This window comes from Aeromicrobium sp. Leaf350 (assembly GCF_916858655.1).
Taxonomy (GTDB): Bacteria; Actinomycetota; Actinomycetes; order Propionibacteriales; family Nocardioidaceae; genus Aeromicrobium.
The window spans coordinates 672011-688588 of record NZ_CAKASL010000003.1; the positions used below are offsets into that span (position 1 = coordinate 672011).

Annotated in this window: 15 protein-coding genes and 2 tRNA genes; 9 read left to right on the forward strand and 8 right to left on the reverse strand. The window is 72.7% G+C overall.

What is annotated here, in order from left to right:
- The first annotated feature begins 11 nt into the window (after window positions 1-11).
- Window positions 12-1235 (forward strand): sensor histidine kinase, encoded by a 1224-nt coding sequence (locus tag LO931_RS17000; protein ID WP_229055049.1) that lies wholly within the window; start codon window positions 12-14, stop codon window positions 1233-1235.
- A complete protein-coding gene (locus LO931_RS17005) occupies window positions 1232-1873 on the forward strand; it encodes a response regulator transcription factor (protein WP_229055164.1) in 642 nt (213 codons plus the stop codon). The genes LO931_RS17000 and LO931_RS17005 overlap by 4 nt, the downstream gene beginning before the upstream one ends.
- Before the next feature lie 18 nt (window positions 1874-1891).
- On the opposite strand, the gene LO931_RS17010 is transcribed toward LO931_RS17005, so the two are convergent.
- Window positions 1892-2122, reverse strand: coding sequence for a DUF3107 domain-containing protein (locus LO931_RS17010; RefSeq protein WP_229055050.1), 231 nt, complete (start codon window positions 2120-2122; stop codon window positions 1892-1894).
- Between the two features lie 43 nt (window positions 2123-2165).
- Window positions 2166-2813 (reverse strand): TetR/AcrR family transcriptional regulator, encoded by a 648-nt coding sequence (locus LO931_RS17015; protein ID WP_229055051.1) that lies wholly within the window; start codon window positions 2811-2813, stop codon window positions 2166-2168.
- 163 nt (window positions 2814-2976) lie between these two features.
- Here LO931_RS17015 and moeZ point away from each other — a divergent pair, with 163 nt between their 5' ends.
- From moeZ to LO931_RS17035, 4 genes are read left to right on the forward strand one after another with little or no spacing between them, the layout of a single operon-like run.
- Window positions 2977-4149 carry an adenylyltransferase/sulfurtransferase MoeZ gene (moeZ, locus tag LO931_RS17020; RefSeq protein WP_229055052.1) on the forward strand — a complete coding sequence of 391 codons (1173 nt, stop codon included), beginning with the start codon at window positions 2977-2979 and terminating at the stop codon, window positions 4147-4149.
- Window positions 4150-4167: 18 nt separating this feature from the next.
- Window positions 4168-4467, forward strand: a complete 300-nt coding sequence (locus LO931_RS17025) for an MGMT family protein (protein ID WP_229055053.1) — start codon at window positions 4168-4170, stop codon at window positions 4465-4467.
- A 28-nt stretch (window positions 4468-4495) separates the two neighbouring features.
- Complete coding sequence (locus tag LO931_RS17030; protein ID WP_229055054.1) at window positions 4496-7615, forward strand: ATP-dependent DNA helicase; 3120 nt, start codon at window positions 4496-4498, stop codon at window positions 7613-7615.
- Window positions 7612-10764: an ATP-dependent DNA helicase gene (locus tag LO931_RS17035; RefSeq protein WP_229055055.1), complete on the forward strand. Its 3153-nt coding sequence runs from the start codon at window positions 7612-7614 to the stop codon at window positions 10762-10764. Before LO931_RS17030 ends, LO931_RS17035 begins: the two co-directional genes overlap by 4 nt.
- Window position 10765: 1 nt before the next feature.
- On the opposite strand, the gene LO931_RS17040 is transcribed toward LO931_RS17035, so the two are convergent.
- On the reverse strand, window positions 10766-11326 hold the full coding sequence (locus LO931_RS17040; protein ID WP_229055056.1) for a mismatch-specific DNA-glycosylase: 561 nt from the start codon (window positions 11324-11326) through the stop codon (window positions 10766-10768).
- Window positions 11327-11377: 51 nt separating this feature from the next.
- On the opposite strand from LO931_RS17040, the gene nudC reads away from it, so the two are divergent.
- Entirely contained in the window at window positions 11378-12241 is an 864-nt protein-coding gene (gene nudC / locus LO931_RS17045) for an NAD(+) diphosphatase (protein ID WP_229055057.1), read from the forward strand.
- A gap of 12 nt (window positions 12242-12253) precedes the next feature.
- Here the strand turns inward: nudC and LO931_RS17050 are convergent, their stop codons facing one another.
- From LO931_RS17050 to orn, 4 genes are all read right to left on the reverse strand, one after another.
- Entirely contained in the window at window positions 12254-12568 is a 315-nt protein-coding gene (locus tag LO931_RS17050; RefSeq protein ID WP_229055058.1) for a DUF4235 domain-containing protein, read from the reverse strand.
- Window positions 12565-13761: a YihY/virulence factor BrkB family protein gene (locus tag LO931_RS17055; RefSeq protein ID WP_229055059.1), complete on the reverse strand. Its 1197-nt coding sequence runs from the start codon at window positions 13759-13761 to the stop codon at window positions 12565-12567. Before LO931_RS17055 ends, LO931_RS17050 begins: the two co-directional genes overlap by 4 nt.
- 106 nt (window positions 13762-13867) lie before the next feature.
- A tRNA-His gene (locus tag LO931_RS17060) sits at window positions 13868-13943 on the reverse strand.
- A 50-nt stretch (window positions 13944-13993) separates the two neighbouring features.
- Entirely contained in the window at window positions 13994-14605 is a 612-nt protein-coding gene (gene orn / locus LO931_RS17065; RefSeq protein ID WP_229055060.1) for an oligoribonuclease, read from the reverse strand.
- 181 nt (window positions 14606-14786) lie between these two features.
- On the opposite strand from orn, the gene LO931_RS17070 reads away from it, so the two are divergent.
- Both LO931_RS17070 and LO931_RS17075 read left to right on the forward strand, forming a co-directional pair.
- Entirely contained in the window at window positions 14787-15605 is an 819-nt protein-coding gene (locus LO931_RS17070; protein WP_229055061.1) for a DsbA family protein, read from the forward strand.
- Between the two features lie 26 nt (window positions 15606-15631).
- Window positions 15632-16327: a GAP family protein gene (locus LO931_RS17075; protein ID WP_229055062.1), complete on the forward strand. Its 696-nt coding sequence runs from the start codon at window positions 15632-15634 to the stop codon at window positions 16325-16327.
- A gap of 137 nt (window positions 16328-16464) precedes the next feature.
- On the opposite strand, the gene LO931_RS17080 is transcribed toward LO931_RS17075, so the two are convergent.
- Window positions 16465-16540: transfer RNA gene (locus tag LO931_RS17080), tRNA-Arg, on the reverse strand.
- Window positions 16541-16578 lie beyond the last annotated feature (38 nt).

The following is a 16578-nucleotide window of genomic DNA, read 5'->3' on the forward strand; positions in this document are numbered from 1 at the left end:
ACTGGGGTCCCATGGCGAGCCCGATGCGACCCGTGACCGCGGTCGCTCCGTGGCCGGTCGACGAGCAGCGGCTCGTCGACCGGCTCGCGATGACGCTCGTCTCGGCTGCGGGCTTCGCGCTGTTCGTCCCCGCGATCGTGCTCTTCGTGCTCGGGGTGCTGCTCGTGCCGCTCGGGGTGCTGGGCGTCGGGTTCGCGCTCGCGCACGTGGTCGTGCCGCTCGTGGAGGTCGTGACCCGCGCGCACCGGGGCCTCGGGGGACTGGTGCTCGGCGAGACGGTCCCGGCCGGCTACCTCCGGACCCGGGGCGGGTTCTTCGGACCGCCACTCGGCTGGCTGCGCGACCCGCACCGCTGGCGCGACCTCGGCTACCTCGCCTACTCCGCGACGGGCGGCTTCGTGATGTCGGGGGTGCCGGTCGTGCTGCTCGTGGCTCTGCCGGTGCACCTGATCCTGGCGGTGGTGCTGGGCGGCACGGCGGCGGTCGTGCTGGTGCTCAGCGGACTGCTCTGCCTGCCGCTGTGGTGGATCCTGACCCCGCCGCTGGTGCGGGCGCGGGCCCTCGTGGAGCGCTCGATGCTCGGCTACTCCGTGGCCGACCTCGAGTCCAGGGTCGAGCGGGTCGAGGAGACCCGGACCGACGCCCTCGACACCACCGCCGCCGAGATCCGCCGGATCGAGCGTGACCTGCACGACGGCGCGCAGGCGCGGATCGCCGCCGTCGGCATGAACGTCGGCCTTGCCGAGAAGCTCCTCACGAGTGACCCGGCGGCGGCCGCAGAGCTGCTGCGCGAGGCGAGGGAGACGACGCTCGGCGCCCTCGAGGACCTCAGGTCGGTCGTGCGGGGCATCCATCCGCCGGCCCTGGCGGACCGGGGTCTGGCGGGGGCGATCGAGGCGCTCGCCGTGCCCATCCCGCTGCCCGTCACGGTCGCCGTCGACGTGCCGACCCTGCCCGAGCCGGTCGAGTCCGCCGCCTACTTCGCGGTCGCGGAGTGCCTGACCAACACCGTCAAGCACTCCGGCGCCTCGCGCGCCTGGGTGCGCGGCTCGCACGACGGGCGACGACTCCGGCTCGTGGCCGGCGACGACGGTCGCGGAGGGGCGGACCCGACGGCCTCCGGGCTGGCCGGCGTCGCGCGCCGGCTCGCCGCCTTCGATGGCACGATGACGGTCGACAGCCCGGCCGGCGGGCCGACCGTCGTGACGATGGAGGTGCCGTGCCCGACCACCTGAGAGTCTTGCTCGCCGAGGACCAGGCGCTCCTGCGGGACGGGCTGGTCCGCATCCTCGCGGCCGACGGCATCGAGGTCGTGGAGTCTGTCGTCGACCAGCCGGGGCTCGACCGGGTGCTGCGACGCGACGACGTCGACGTGGCGGTGGTCGACGTCCGCCTGCCGCCGACGGGCACGACCGAGGGGCTGGTGTCGGCGATCGCGGCGCGTGCCGAGCGGCCGGGTCTCCCCGTGCTGGTGCTGAGCCAGTGGGTCGAGGCGCTCTACGCCCGCGACCTGCTGGCGGACGGGCAGGGCGCGGTCGGCTACCTGCTGAAGGACCGTGTGGCGGACGTGGACGGATTCGTCGCCGCCGTGCGCCAGGTCGCCTCGGGCGGCACCGTGCTCGACCCCGAGGTCGTCGCCGCGTTGGTGCAGGGCGCCACGGCGGGCCCGCTCGACCGGCTGAGCCCGCGCGAGCGCGAGGTCCTGGCCCTCATGGCCGAGGGGCGCTCGAACGCGGCGATCGCGGCGCGGCTCGTCGTCACCGAGAAGGCGGTCGGCAAGCACACGCACAGCATCTTCACCAAGCTCGACCTGCCGCCGGCGCCTGACGACAACCGTCGGGTGCTGGCCGTCCTGGCCCTGCTCCAGGGCTGACCGCCCCTCGGTGGGGGGTCAGGCCTTGGCGTGGCCGAATCCGACGGGGCGGCCCGTGTCGCCCGTGAAAAGCACGTAGGCGATCTTGTCGGCCGGGACGGCCACCGTGGTGCCCTTGTCGTCGGTCATGCTGAAGACCGAGGCGTCGGCGATGGCCTGGTTGAGCTCACTCAGGACCTCGTCGGGCGAGCTGGACGTCTCGAGCGTGAGCTCGCGGGCAGCGTTCTGGACACCGATCTTGACCTCCATGAGGGGGTCCTTCCGTTCGTCGTGTGTGGGTGCAGCGGATGGATCAGGGGGTGGGTGCTTCGTCCTTCGGGAAGCCACCGATGCCGCGCCAGGCCAGCGTGGCCAGCATGCGGGTGGCGTCCTCGCGCGAGACGGTCGACTGCGAGTCGAGCCAGTGGCGGGCCGAGACCTGGCCCATGCTCACGAGCGCGACCGCGAGCAGGTGGGCGGCCTCCTGCGGCAGGCCGGTGTCCTCGCTGATGACCTCGGCCACGGCAGAGGCCGACTCGGTCGTGACCCGGTCGAGCTGGTCGCGGACCTCGGGATCGCTCGTCAGGTCGGACTCGAAGACCAGCCGCACGGGCGCGTCGTCGCGGGCGACGTACTCGAACCACAGCTCGATCGTGGCGCGCACGCGGCGGCGGTTGTCCTGGGTCGAGGCGAGCGCCTCGCGCACGGCACCGATCACGGTGTCGCAGGCCGACTGGATGAGGGCCAGGTACAGGTCGAGCTTGCCCGGGAAGTGCTGGTAGAGCACGGGCTTGGAGACGCCGGCACGCTCGGCGATCTCGTCCATCGACGCCGCGTGGTAGCCCTGCTCGACGAAGACGGCGAGCGCGACCTCCAGGAGCTGGGCCTTGCGGGCAGATCGGGGGAGCCGGCCGGAGCGCGGGCGGCCCGCCGAGTTCTGCAGAGTCGGAGCGTCGGTCACGTCGGCAAGGTTACCCGGCGGTCATCTCACGGCACGGACCTCGGTCTCACGGCCGTGGTGGGAGCCGGGAGAATGGGGGCATCCCGGTGCCGGCGCCCCGGCGGAACACATCCGCCGCACGTGGTGTTGACACCGACGACATCGAGACGAACGAGGAGTAGCCGTGGTCGCGCCCCTGGTGGAACCCGCTGACGAGCTGACGATCGACGAGGTCCGTCGGTACAGCCGTCACCTGATCATCCCTGACGTCGGCATGGACGGACAGAAGCGCCTGAAGAACGCCAAGGTGCTCGTCATCGGCGCCGGCGGCCTCGGCAGCCCTGCGCTGCTGTACCTGGCCGCGGCCGGCGTCGGCACGCTCGGCATCATCGACGACGACGTCGTCGACGAGTCGAACCTGCAGCGCCAGATCATCCACGGTCAGTCCGACATCGACCGTCCGAAGGCCGTCAGCGCCGCGGAGTCGGTCGCCGAGACCAACCCGTACGTCACGACGATCGTGCACAACGAGCGCCTCGACAACGAGAACGTGCTGGACATCTTCAGCCAGTACGACCTGATCGTCGACGGCACCGACAACTTCGCGACGCGCTACCTCGTCAACGACGCGGCCGTGATCCTGAACAAGCCGTACGTGTGGGGCTCGATCTACCGCTTCGAGGGCCAGGTCAGCGTCTTCTGGGCCCAGGAGGGTCCGCAGTACCGCGACCTCTACCCCGAGCCGCCGCCGCCGGGCATGGTCCCCTCGTGCGCCGAGGGCGGCGTGCTGGGCGTCCTGTGCGCCTCGATCGGCTCGATCATGGTCACCGAGGCGATCAAGCTCATCACCGGCATCGGCGACCCGCTGATCGGCCGCCTGATGACGTACGACGCGCTCGAGATGCGGTACGCGACCCTCAAGATCCGTCGCGACCCGAACGGCACGCTGCCGACCGAGCTGCTGGGCGACTACGAGGCGTTCTGCGGTGCGATCAGCGACGAGGCGGCCGAGGCGGCTGCCGACTCGACGATCAGCGTGGCCACGCTCGACGGCTGGCTGAAGGAGCGCAACGACGGTGGGCGCGACTTCGTGCTCGTCGACGTGCGCGAGCCGGTGGAGCGCGACATCAACCACATCCCGGGCTCGATCCTGATCCCCAAGGGTGAGTTCCTCAACGGCAAGGCGTTCGCCGAGCTGTCGCAGGACAAGCAGGTCGTCCTGCACTGCAAGTCGGGCGTGCGCTCGGCCGAGGCGCTCGCGGTGCTCAAGGGCGCCGGCTACTCCGACGCCGTGCACGTCGGCGGCGGCGTCGTGGCCTGGGTCAACCAGATCGACCCGAGCCAGCCCACGTACTGACGCACTCGGTCCGAGTCCGTGGCCAGCGAGGAGTTCGCCGAGGCGGTGCTGCGCATCGTCGAGGCGATCCCTCCTGGCCACGTCCTGACCTACGGGCTGATCGCCGAGGAGATCGGGCGCGGGGGACCGCGTCAGGTCGGTGGGGTGATGGCCCGCGACGGGCACGGCGTGCCCTGGTGGCGGGTCGTGCGGGCCGACGGCTCCCTGCCCGCCCACCTCGTGCTCGACGCCCAGCGCGAGTGGAGGCGCGAGGGCACGCCCGTGAATCGCGGTCGGGTCGACGTCGCACGCGCGGTCGCTCCGGCGGGTCCCGCATGATGTCCGAGCCCTCTGGTTGCATGACCTCGTGACGTTGAACTACGAGCTCCGCCGGCCGAGCCTGGCCGAGGTCGTGGTGCCCGAGCTCGACACCTCGCAGCAGGCCGTCGTCGACCACCGCGGATCCCCGCTGCTGGTGCTGGCCGGCCCGGGCACGGGCAAGACCACGACCCTGGTCGAGCTCGTGGCGCAGCGCATCGCGGCGGGTGAGGTGCGGCCCGACGAGGTGCTGATGCTCACCTTCAGCCGCAAGGCCGCCGAGGAGATGCGCCACCGCGTCTCCGCGCGCCTCGGCGGGGGTGCGCCCGTCACGGCGGTCACCTTCCACTCCTGGTGCTACGCGCTGCTGCGCCGCCACGCCGACCCCGACGTCTTCGCCGCGCCGCCCACGCTCATGACCGCCGCCGAGTCCGACGCCGTCCTCGCCGACCTGCTGGCGGGGCACGATGCCCAGACCTGGCCCGCCGAGCTGCGTCCGGCCCTGCGCACCCGCGGCTTCGCCACCGAGCTCGGCGCGTTCCTGGGCGCGCTGGCCGCCGGCACCCTCACGACCGACGACCTCCGAGCCCTCGCCGTCAGCGCCGACCGCCCGCTGTGGCACCGCGTGGCCGAGGTGCTCGACGAGTACGGCGAGGTCACCGACGCCGCCAACCTCACCGACTACGCCGAGCTCGTCGTCCGCACGTCGGCCCTGCTCGACGATCCCCAGCGGCTCGACGAGATCCGCGCCGGCACGCGCCTCGTCGTGGTCGACGAGTACCAGGACACCGACCCCGCCCAGGTCGAGGTGCTGCGCAAGCTCGTCGGGCCGCGTCAGCAGCTCGTCGCCGTGGGCGACCACGACCAGGCCATCTACGCGTTCCGTGGCGCCGACGCCGACGGGGTCGGCCTGTTCCCGCGCCACTTCGCCGGCGCCGAGGTGAAGGTGCTCGACACCACGCGGCGCTTCGGCCAGCGGGTGCGCGACGCTGCGGTCGCCGTGCTGCCACCGCTGCAGGCCCGAGGTCTGCCGGTCGACGTCGTGCGCCGGCACCGCGACCTCGCCTGCGCCGCCGGGTCCGACGGCACGGTCGAGGTCCGCAGCTTCACGAGCGAGACCGCCGAGGTCGAGCACGTGGCCGAGGCCCTGCGCCGCCAGCACCTCGAGCACGACCGCTCCTGGTCCGACATGGCCGTGCTGGTGCGCACCTCCGCCCAGCTCGGGCGCCTGCAGCGGGCGCTGGTCGAGGCCGACGTGCCGTGCGAGGTCTCGGGCGACGAGGTGCCGCTCGTGGCCGAGCCGGCGGTCCGCGTGCTGCTGGGTGCCCTGTCGGCGGCCGACACGCTGGCGGCGGGCCTCGAGCTGGAGCCCGAGGTCGCCCAGACGCTGCTGACCGGCCCGCTGGCCGGGGTCGACGCACCCGACCTGCGGGCCCTCGGCCGGCGGTTGCGGGCCGACGACCGCGAGACCCCGTCGCGGGTGCTGCTGGCGCGCGCCGTCTCGGGGCTCGCCACCGACGACGACGGTCCCGGCGACGCCGTCGTGCGCCGTCTGGCCCGTCTGCTCGCGCGGGCGGCCGGCATGATCCAGGCCGGCGAGCCGACCGAGCAGGTGCTCTGGGTGCTCTGGCACGACACCGACTGGCCGAGCCGGCTCGAGCACGCGTGGGAGTCCGGGGGCAGCGACCGCGTCGCGGCCGACCGCGACCTCGACGCCCTCGTGGCGCTGTTCCAGCACGCCGCGCGGTCCGAGGAGCGCCACCGCCGGCGCTCGGTCGCCGGCTTCCTCGCCGACCTGCGGGCCCAGCGGCTCCCGGCCGACCGTCTGGCCGACAGCACGGCTCGTCCCGCGGCCGTTCGCCTCATGACGGCGCACCGTGCCAAGGGGCTGGAGTGGCCCGTCGTCGTGGTCGCCGGGGTCCAGGAGGACGTCTGGCCCGACCTCGCACCGAGGCCCTCCCTGCTCCGCCCCGACCTCCTGGCGGGCCCGGCGCCCACGGCGCGCGAGCGCCTCCACGAGGAGCGTCGCGTCATGTACGTCGCGCTCACCCGCGCCCGTGAGCACCTGCTGGTCACGGCGGTCGACTCCGGGTCCGACGAGTCCGGCGGGCCGTCGCGGTTCCACGACGAGCTGTGCCGGGCGGGGTTCGGCGCGGGCGACCCGCAGGGACGCCCGGCCAGGCCCCTGTCGCTGCGCGGACTCGTCACCGAGCTCCGACGCGCGGCCGACGACCCCGACCCGGAGGTGCGGGCCTCCGCGGCCGGTCTGCTGGCCCGCGTCGCCGCCAGCTCGGCCGGGCGGGCCCGCGCCGCGCATCCCGACACCTGGTGGGGACTCGCCGACCCCACGGTCTCCGAGGTGCCGCTGCGCGACCCCGACCAGCCGCTGGGCCTGTCGGGCTCGAGCCTCACCAGCATCACGGGCTGCTCGCTCAAGTGGTTCCTCGCCAGTGAGGTCAACGCCTCGCGGGGATCCACGACGGCGCAGGGCTTCGGGCTCGTGGTGCACGCCGTCGCCGCCGACGTCGTGCGTCGCGGGCTCGAGCACCCGAGCGTCGCCGAGCTGCACGCCCACCTCGACGACGTGTGGCACCGGCTGGGGCACGAGACCGCCTGGATCAGCGAGCGCGAGCGGGCCGACGCCCACCAGGCCCTCACGCGCTTCGCCACCTGGCACGTCGCGAACCACCGCCGTCCGCTCGCGGCCGAGCACGAGTTCACCGCCGAGCTCGAGGTCGACGGCGAGTCCGTCGTGCTCCGTGGCTCGATGGACCGGGTCGAGCTCGACGCCGACGGCCGGGTGCACGTCGTCGACTTCAAGAACAGCAAGCACGCCCCGTCCACGGCCGACGTCGCAGAGCACCCGCAGCTCGGCGTGTACTCCCTCGCCGTGCGCACCGCCGGCATCGAGGGCCACCACGACGTCGGCGGCAGCGAGCTCGTTCAGCTGCGCATCCCCGAGGGGGCCAAGGCTCCCGACGCGCCGAAGGTGCAGCGCCAGTCGGCGCCAGCCGAGGAGGGCGAGTTCTTCGTCCACGACCTCGTGCGTCAGGCGGTCCACACCATGCGCAGCGAGCAGGTCGCCGCCACCCCGTCCACCTGCACGTTCTGCGAGTTCGACGCGATCTGCCCCGCCAAGACGACCTTCACGATCGGCTCCGACCGATGACGGGCCCCACGGTCAGCGCCGTGCGCGACGTCCGGCACCTGTGCGACGTCCTCGGCATCCCGTTCAGCCCCGAGCAGCGGGCCGCGATCACGGCGCCCCGGGAGGGCACCTACGCGATCATCGCCGGAGCGGGGTCGGGCAAGACCGCGGTCATGGCGGCTCGCGTGGTGTGGCTCGTGGGCCACGTCGGCGTCGACCCCGAGCGCGTCCTCGGCCTCACCTTCACCTCGAAGGCCGCCGGCGAGCTCGCGGGACGTGTCCGCGAGTCGCTGGCACGGGTGCCTGACCTCGAGCACGGGGACCTCCACGGCGGGGGCGAGCCCACCGTCTCGACGTACCACGCGTTCGCCGGCCGGCTCATCGCCGAGCACGGGCTCCGACTCGGCCTCGAGCCCGACCTCGAGGTGCTCACCGACGCGCGCCGGCACCAGCTCGTGGTGCGGATGCTCCGGTCGGTCGACGAGCCGCTGCAGCACGTCTCCACCAGCCTGCCGCATCTGGTCGGTGACGTGCTGGCGCTCGACGGCCAGCTGTCCGAGCACCTCGTCGATCCCGCCGACCTCCGCGAGCTCGACCGGGCGGTCGTGCTGGAGATGCAGAGCCAGCCGAAGCGGCTCAAGATGCACGCCGAGATCGCGGCCACGGCGCTGCGCCGCACCGAGCTGAGCCACCTCGTCGAGCGGTACCGCGCGGCCAAGGCCGACGCCGGGGTCATGGACTTCTCCGACCAGATGGCGTGGGGCACCCGGCTCGCCCAGCTGCCCGAGGTCGCCGCCGAGCTGGGGGAGCGGTTCGACGTCGTGCTGCTCGACGAGTACCAGGACACCTCGGTGGCCCAGCGTGACCTCCTCGCCTCGCTGTTCCAGGGCCGGGTCACGGCGGTGGGCGATCCTGCCCAGGGCATCTACGGGTGGCGCGGCGCGGCCACGGGCAACCTCGAGGGCTTCATCGAGCAGTTCACGCCCGACGGCGTGGTGCGGCAGGAGCCCTTCAGCCTCGCGGTCAGTCGACGCTGCGGCCACCGCATCATCGACCTCGCGGGACACGTGGCGCGCGAGTTCTACGCCGAGTCCGACGTCGTGCGGCCGCTCGAGGCGGCGCCCGAGAACCCGCCGGGCGAGGTCACGGTCGCGCTGCACAGCACGGTCGCCGACGAGGTCACGGCCGTTGCCGACGCGGTCCGTGCCGCGGGCCTCCGGCACGATCCACCGGTCTGGAACGAGATCGGTGTCCTGGTGCGCACCAAGAACGAGAACGCCGAGATCGTGCAAGCCCTGCGTGCCCGAGACGTCCCGGTCGAGATCGTCGGTCTCACCGGCCTGCTGGCGCAGCCCGAGGTGCTCGACGTGCTGGCGGTGCTCGAGGTGCTCGACGACATGACCGCCAACCCGTCGATGGTGCGGTTGCTGGCCGGGCCCCGCTGGCGCGTGGGCGACCGCGACCTCGCGCTGCTGGGGCGTCGGGCGCGCCGGCTCAGCGAGACCTTTCGCACGGGAGACGATCCCGACGCGGGTGACCTCGACGCGGTGCTCAAGGCCGAGCTCGACCGCGCCACCGCGGGCGTCGACCCCACCGAGATCGTGTCGCTCGCCGAGGCGGTCGCCGACCCGGGTCCCGCGGCGTTCTCCGCCGAGGCGCGCGAGCGGATGGCCGAGGTCGCCGCCCTCCTCGCCCGGTTGCGCCGTCACGTCCACGAGCCGCTGACCGACCTGGTGCACCGGGTCGTCCGCGAGCTGCAGCTCGACATCGAGCTCGACGTCGCCGGCATCGGCACCGACAACCTCGCGCTGCTGCACGAGGCCGTCGCGCGCTACGCGGTCGCCGACGCCCACGCCTCGCTCGGCGGGCTCATGTCGTACCTCACGGCCGAGCGTGAGCACGCCGACGGCCTCGACGTCAGTGCGCCGTCGGAGGCCAACTCGGTCAAGGTGCTCACGGTGCACAAGGCCAAGGGGCTGGAGTACGACGAGGTCTTCGTGCCGTTCCTCGCCGACGGGGTCTTCCCGTCGCGCAAGGCGCGCTCACGCTGGACCTCGACCGCGTCCGCCCTGCCCACGGCACTGCGCGGCGACGCCGACACCCTGACCGACCTCGACGACTTCACCACGGCGGGCGAGAAGGAGTTCAAGCTCGCGACCGCTCGCGAGTCGTACCTCGAGGAGGTGCGGCTGGCCTACGTCGCGCTCACGCGGGCGAAGGGCCACCTGCACCTCAGCGGCCACCGCTGGGGGCGCACGCAGAAGAAGGCTCGCCCCGTCTCGCCGTTCCTCGCCGATGCCGTGGTGTGGCTGTCGGAGCACGGGGGTGAGCCCCTGGTCTGGGCCCCCGAGCCGAGCGTCGACGACGCCAACCCGCTGGTCGACGACATCGCCTTCGCGTGGCCGCACCCCGTCGTCGGCATGGAGTCGCGGCGCGCGTTCGCCGAGGAGGTCCGCGCGGCGATGCAGGCGGACGCTCCGGTGCCGGTGCATGCCGCGCACGCCGAGCTCGCCGAGGAGCTCGAGCTGGTGCTCGCCCAGGCCGAGCGCGCCGAGAGCACCACGGTCGAGGTCACGCTGCCGGCCACGTTGTCGGCCACGCAGACGATGGCGCTCCTGGCCGACGAGCAGGGCTTCGTGCGCGACCTGGCCCGGCCGGTCCCGCGCCGCCCGTCGGCGGCCGCCCGGTTCGGCACCACGTTCCACGCGTGGGTCGAGGACCACTTCGCCCCCTTCGCGCAGCCGCCGCTGCTCGACCCGTCCGACCTGCCGGGCAGTGCCGCCGAGGTCGCCGACGACGTCGAGCTGGCCGAGCTGAAGGCCGCCTTCGAGGCGGGGCCGTTCGCTGCCCGCACCCCGCACTCGATCGAGGAGGGCTTCTCGATCCAGCTCGGCGCGCAGCGACTCATCGGCCGCATCGACGCCGTCTTCCCGATCGTGCTGCCCGACGGCACCGAGGGCTTCGAGATCGTCGACTGGAAGACCAACCGCTCGAAGAGCGCCGACCCGCTGCAGCTCGCGGTCTACCGGCTGGCGTGGGCCGAGCAGAACGACGTCGATCCGGCGCGGGTGCTCGGCTCGTTCCACTACGTCCGTCTCGGCGAGACCGTCACGTACGACGACCTCCCGGGGCGGTCCGAACTTGAGCGTCTGCTCGCGGGCGAGGCCTGAGTCAGCGCGGCAGCACGCCGGCCGCGCGAGCGGGTTCGGCGTAGGCGTCGGCCAACGAGGCCACGGTCTCGTGCGCGTTCAGTCCGCTCGGATTCGGCACCACCCAGAGCGCGGCTCCTGCGAGCCCGTCCGGCTGTCGGCCCGCGACGGCCTTCGGCTCGGCGAACGCCGTCCGGTACGACGTGATGCCCGCGACCGCCACGACGGCGGGCCGTCGTTCGGCCACGAGGTGCTCGAGACGATCACGGCCGACCCGCAGCTCGTCGTCGTCGAGCTCGTCGGCGCGGGCCGATGCGCGGGGCACGAGGTTCGTGATGCCGATGCCCGCGCCCGCGAGCTCGGGCTGTGCCTCCTCCGCCGTGAGCGAGTCGATGATCTCGGCCGCCTGCAGCGCGGGGTAGAAGCGGTTGCCGGGGCGCGCGAAGTGCAGTCCGGTCGCGGCACTGACCAGGCCCGGGTTGATGCCCACGAACAGCAGCCGCAGCCGATCCGGCAGGAGGTCCTCGATCGTGCGGCCGGCGAACGACTCCAGCTCGGCGCGGGTCCATCGGGGAGCGCTCACGCCTCCCAGCCTAGGAGCGCGACCGCAGGGCGCGAGGGCTAGCCTGACGACGTGAGCCGATTCGCCTTCGACGGGGCCCGACACGACCGAGCCGCCCACCTGCGAGCGACGAGCCGCGAGGTGGCCGACGTCCGCGTCATGGTCCTCGGCGGCGAGCACGTGGCCACGGTCGACGGCCCCGGCCTGGCCTGGCTCTCGGCCGACGAGGCACCCGAGGGCGAGTGGCTCTGGCTCGGCGAGGCCGGTGGTCGCGGTCACGCGGCGGTCGTGGTCGACGGTCGAGTGCCCGACGAGCTCAACGGCACGAGCATCCGCGTGCTCGCGCCGCAGCTGCCGCCCGACGAGCTCTCGCTCGCGGTGCACGCCGTCGCGATCGCCCGATGGCTGGCGGCGACGCCGTTCTGCCCCCGGTGCGGTTCGCGCACGGAGATCCAGCAGGCCGGTCACCTGCGCCACTGCCCGGAGTGCGGGGCCAGCCACTTCCCGCGCACCGATCCCGCCGTCATCATGCTCATCACGGACGACCAGGACCGCGCGCTGCTGGGCCGCAACCCCGCCTGGCCCGAGGGCCGGTTCTCCACGCTGGCCGGCTTCGTCGAGCCGGGGGAGTCCCTCGAGGACGCCGTGCGGCGCGAGGTGCGCGAGGAGGTCGGGGTCACGGTGGGCGAGGTCACCTACGGCGCCAGCCAGCCGTGGCCGTTCCCCGCCAGCCTCATGCTGGGGTTCTTCGGCAAGGCCACCGAGGCGACGATCGACGTCGACCAGGACGAGATCGCCGAGGCGGCCTGGGTCACCCGCGAGGAGCTGGTCCGCTACGGCGAGGCCGGCACGCTGCTGCTGCCGCCGAGCGGCGTCTCGATCTCCAGCTGGCTCATCGAGACCTGGCTCGGCCAGGACCTCACCGCCAGCTGGTGAGCGGCACGAACGTCAGTCGCCGGGCCACTCGCCGGTCCACTTCTCGAACAGGCGGGCGCCGCCGCGGTCGATGACGGCCTTCACGACCGCGTAGATCGCGCCCTGCGCCAGGGCCGCCACGAGGATCTTGCGCAGGCGGTACTCCGACTGCAGCGCCGTGGGCGGGTCATCGGTGCTCTGCGGGTCGACGCGCTTCCAGATCTGGTGGAAGACCTTGCTCGCGACCAGACCGCCCAGGATGCTCGCCACCAGCCCCCAGGGGCGGTACAGGATCTTGGCCGTCTTGCTGCCCTTGCGGGGGCTGGCGGCCTGCTTCGATGCGCTCATGAGCTGCCTTCCTCGTCGTCGTCGGGTGCCTGCTCCGCGCCTCGGCTCAGCCGGAGGCGTCGTCCACGTTCGATGTCATCCTGCTGCTTCTCCGCCGACTTCGCGATCTGGCGGGTGTCGCGCGGGGGCAGCTGGATGGTCTCCTCGGCGGGGAGGCCGGCCTGCAGCTCGCGGCCTCGCTCGAGCTCGGCGTCGAGCTCCGCGCCGAACAGCAGCGCCAGGTTGGTGATCCACAGCCACAGCAGGAACACGACGACGCCGGCGAGCGAGCCGTAGGTCTTGTCGTAGCTGGAGAAGTTGCCGACGTAGAAGCCGAAGAGGGCCGACGCCGCGCCCCAGACACCGATCGCGAGGAGAGCGCCGACGCTGATCCAGCGGAACCTCGGCTGCTGCACGTTCGGCGTGGCGTAGTAGAGCATCGCGACGATGAGCACCACGACGGCGAGCATGACGGGCCACTTGGCGACGTTCCAGGCCAGGACCGCGGTCGAGCCGAGGCCGATGACGTCGCCGACGGCCTCGGCGGCCGGTCCGGTGAGCACGAGACTCATCGCGACGAGCGCAGCCAGCAGCACGGTGATCAGGGTGACCAGGAGCATCACGGGGCGGAGCTTCCAGATCGGGCGCCCCTCCTCGATCTCGTAGATCCGGTTCATCCCACGGCCGAAGGCACCGACGTAGCCCGAGGCCGACCACAGGGCTGCCAGCAGACCGATGACGAGCGCCAGCCCGAGTCCCGGCGTGTTGGTCATCTCGGTCAAGGTCGGCTCGAGCGTGTCGGCGATGCCGCCCGCGCCGAGGTCGCGCAGCACGTCCATCAGGGTGCGCACGGTCTCCGCCCCCTGGCCGACGACGCCGACCAGCGACAGCAGGGCGATCGCGGCAGGGAACAGTGCGAGCACCGCGTAGTACGTCAGCGCCGCGGCGAGGTCGGTGCACTGGTCGCGGGAGAACTCGCGTGCCGTCCTGCGCAGCACGTAGGTCCACGCGGGCTTCGTGAGGTCGTCAGGGGAGTCCGGCTTGGCCGGCGCGTCGGGCGCGGGCGCCGCGTCCGCGCGCTGCTCGGCGGACACCAGGTCGCGCTCAGGCTCGGTCGGAGTGGGCGGCTCGGTGCGGTGCAGGCGGCGGGCGCCCACCGCGACGGCGATCCCGGCGAGCGTCAGTCCCCCGAGGGTCTTGGCGGTGCTGGCCATGTGTGGGTCCCCCCGTCGTCGGTCACCGACAGGTACCCACCGAACCAGGTCGCATGCGCTGGGAGATGACGAGACGGTCCCGGCGACACCGCCGAGACCGTCTCCGTGGGGTGGACGACGGGACTTGAACCCGCGACCACCGGCACCACAAGCCGGGGCTCTACCAACTGAGCTACGCCCACCACGCGCCCCGGGCTGGACCCGGAACGGCGAGGTAGAGCATAGCGCAGGCTCAGAGCGTGCTGGTCACCGAGCCGCCGACCTCCGCCGCGATGGCGCGGGCGGCATCGGAGTCGAGGCCCGGGTCGGGCGTGAACACGGCGCGACGGTAGTAGCGCAGCTCCTCGATGCTCTCGGCGATGTCGGCCAGGGCGCGGTGGTTGCCGGCCTTGGACGGGGCCGCGAAGTAGGCGCGGGGGAACCAGCGGCGAGCGAGCTCCTTGATGCTGGAGACGTCGATGATGCGGTAGTGGAGGTACTGCTCGAGCTCGGCCATGTCGCGCGCCAGGAACGCGCGATCGGTGCCCACGGTGTTGCCCGCGAGGGGGGCCTTGCCGGGCTCGGGCACGAATCCACGCACGTACTCGAGCACCTGCGCGTGGGCGTCGTCGAGGCTGAGGCCCGCGTCGAGCTCGGTGAGGAGGCCCGAGCTGGTGTGCATCGTCGTGACGACCTCGTTCATCTGCTCGAGGGCCGCCTGCGGCGGCTTGATGACCAGGTCGATGCCCTCGCCCTTGACCTCGAGGTCGAAGTCGGTCACGAGCACCGCGACCTCGATGAGGGCGTCGGTCTCGAGCGACAGCCCGGTCATCTCGCAGTCGATCCACACCAATGAGTCGTTCACGGTCGTTCACCCTACGCGCCGCCTGCGACGCCGCCACCCAGGCGGCGGCAGGGCCCTCGATCGGCCGCCCGACGACACGGGGAACTTCTGGTGTGTCCCTGATCGTTACGATCGTCGGAAGTTGCGGACCGACCCGGTCCGTCGCTGGTGCCCACCGGCATGGACCTTGAGAGGCTGACTCGTGAGCAAAGACCGTCAGGAGCGCGCTGCCCGCGCCGAGCAGATGCGCAAGGAGCGGGAGAAGGCCGCCAAGCGCCAGCGCAGCGTCATCACCGGCACCATCGTCGCCGTGGTGATCGTGCTCGTGGGCCTCGCCGCGTACGGCGTCAGCACGATCAGCAGTGGCAACGGACCCGAGGCGTTCAGCGTCGACTACACGCCCGAGGACGCCGGCGCCACGCCCGCGACCGACGGCTACGAGCCCGTCGTCGTCGAGATGTACGAGGACTTCCAGTGCCCCGCCTGCCAGGCGCTCGAGTCGGCCTTCGGCGAGCAGCTGCAGGCGCTGGTCGCCGCGGGTGACATCACGATCAAGTTCCACCCCTTCTCGTTCCTCGACGAGCGCGGCGGCAGCCCGAACGACTACTCCAAGCGCGCCACCAACGCGGCCATCTGCGTGTACGAGGAGTACGACGCGGCGTCCTACAAGACGTTCCACGACTTCCTCTACGCCAACCAGCCCTCCGAGGGCACGCCCGGACCGGAGGACGAGGAGCTCACCGAGGCCGCGGAGTCGCTCGGCTTCACGGGGGTCGGCGACTGCATCAGCGACCACACGTACTTCGACCGCATCAGCAAGGCCAAGGAGGCCGGCGGCGAGCGCGGGGTCACCGGCACGCCGACGATCTTCATCGACGACGAGCAGGTCGAGGACAACGGCACCCTGATCGAGCAGATCCAGGCCGCCGTCGCCGAGAAGCGGGGCGAGCCGGCCCCGCCCACGACCGACCCTGGCACGGCGCCGACCGACGCCCCGACGGCCACGACGCCCGCGGGCTGACCGACACGTACTGAGGCGCAGCCGTCATGGGGGTGACGACGCTCGCGGTGCTGGTGGGGTTGGCCCTGGTCGACTCCACCAGCATCGGCACGCTCGTCATCCCGCTCGTCTGGCTGCTCCGGCCCGGACCGGTCGCCTGGCGGCCCCTGCTGACGTTCCTCGCCACGGTGGCCGCGATGTACGCGGCGATCGGCGTGGTGCTGCTGCTCGTGGGGGAGTCGCTCACGCCGGTCCTGGCCGACGTGGGTGACCTCGAGGCGCTGCGCGGGGTGCAGCTCGGGATCGGGCTGGTCCTGCTCGCGTCCTCGTTCAGCTCGGCGGTCGTCGGCCGGTTCTCGGGCCGTGCGCTCCTGTGGCGCGACCGGCTGCGCGACGGCGAGGGCGCCGGGCGCTCGATCGCGGGCACCGCGACGGTCGCCGTCGCGGTGGAGGTGCCGACGATGCTGCCGTACCTCGCGGCCATCGGGATCCTGGCCGCGTCCGACCTGGCGCTCGCCGCACAGGTCGGGCTGGTGGGTGGTTACGCGGTCGTGATGATCCTGCCCGCGCTCGTCCTCGCCGGGGCGCGCGCCGCGGCGTCGAGCCGGGTCGAGGCTCCGCTGCGCCGGCTCGACGACTGGCTGACGCGGCAGGCGGAGGAGATGACGGGCTGGGTCTTCGGGCTCGTCGGCTTCTTCGTCGCGGCCGACGCCGCCCAGGCGCTCGGCCTGTTCGGCTCCTGACCCCGGCGCGGATTCCCACGAGACCGCTCGATTCCCGCGTGCCGCATACGAAACTTCGTGCGCAGCACACGGGAATCCTGGGTGAACCCAGGAAGTTTCCGACGGTCTCGTGGGAAACCGCGGGCTGGGGTGGCGGGTGGCGCGCCCGGCAGGAGTCGAACCTGCGACCGGGAGATTAGAAGGCTCCTGCTCTGTCCTCTGAGCTACGGGCGCTCGACGACCAAGCGTAGTGGTCCTGTCGCCTACGATGC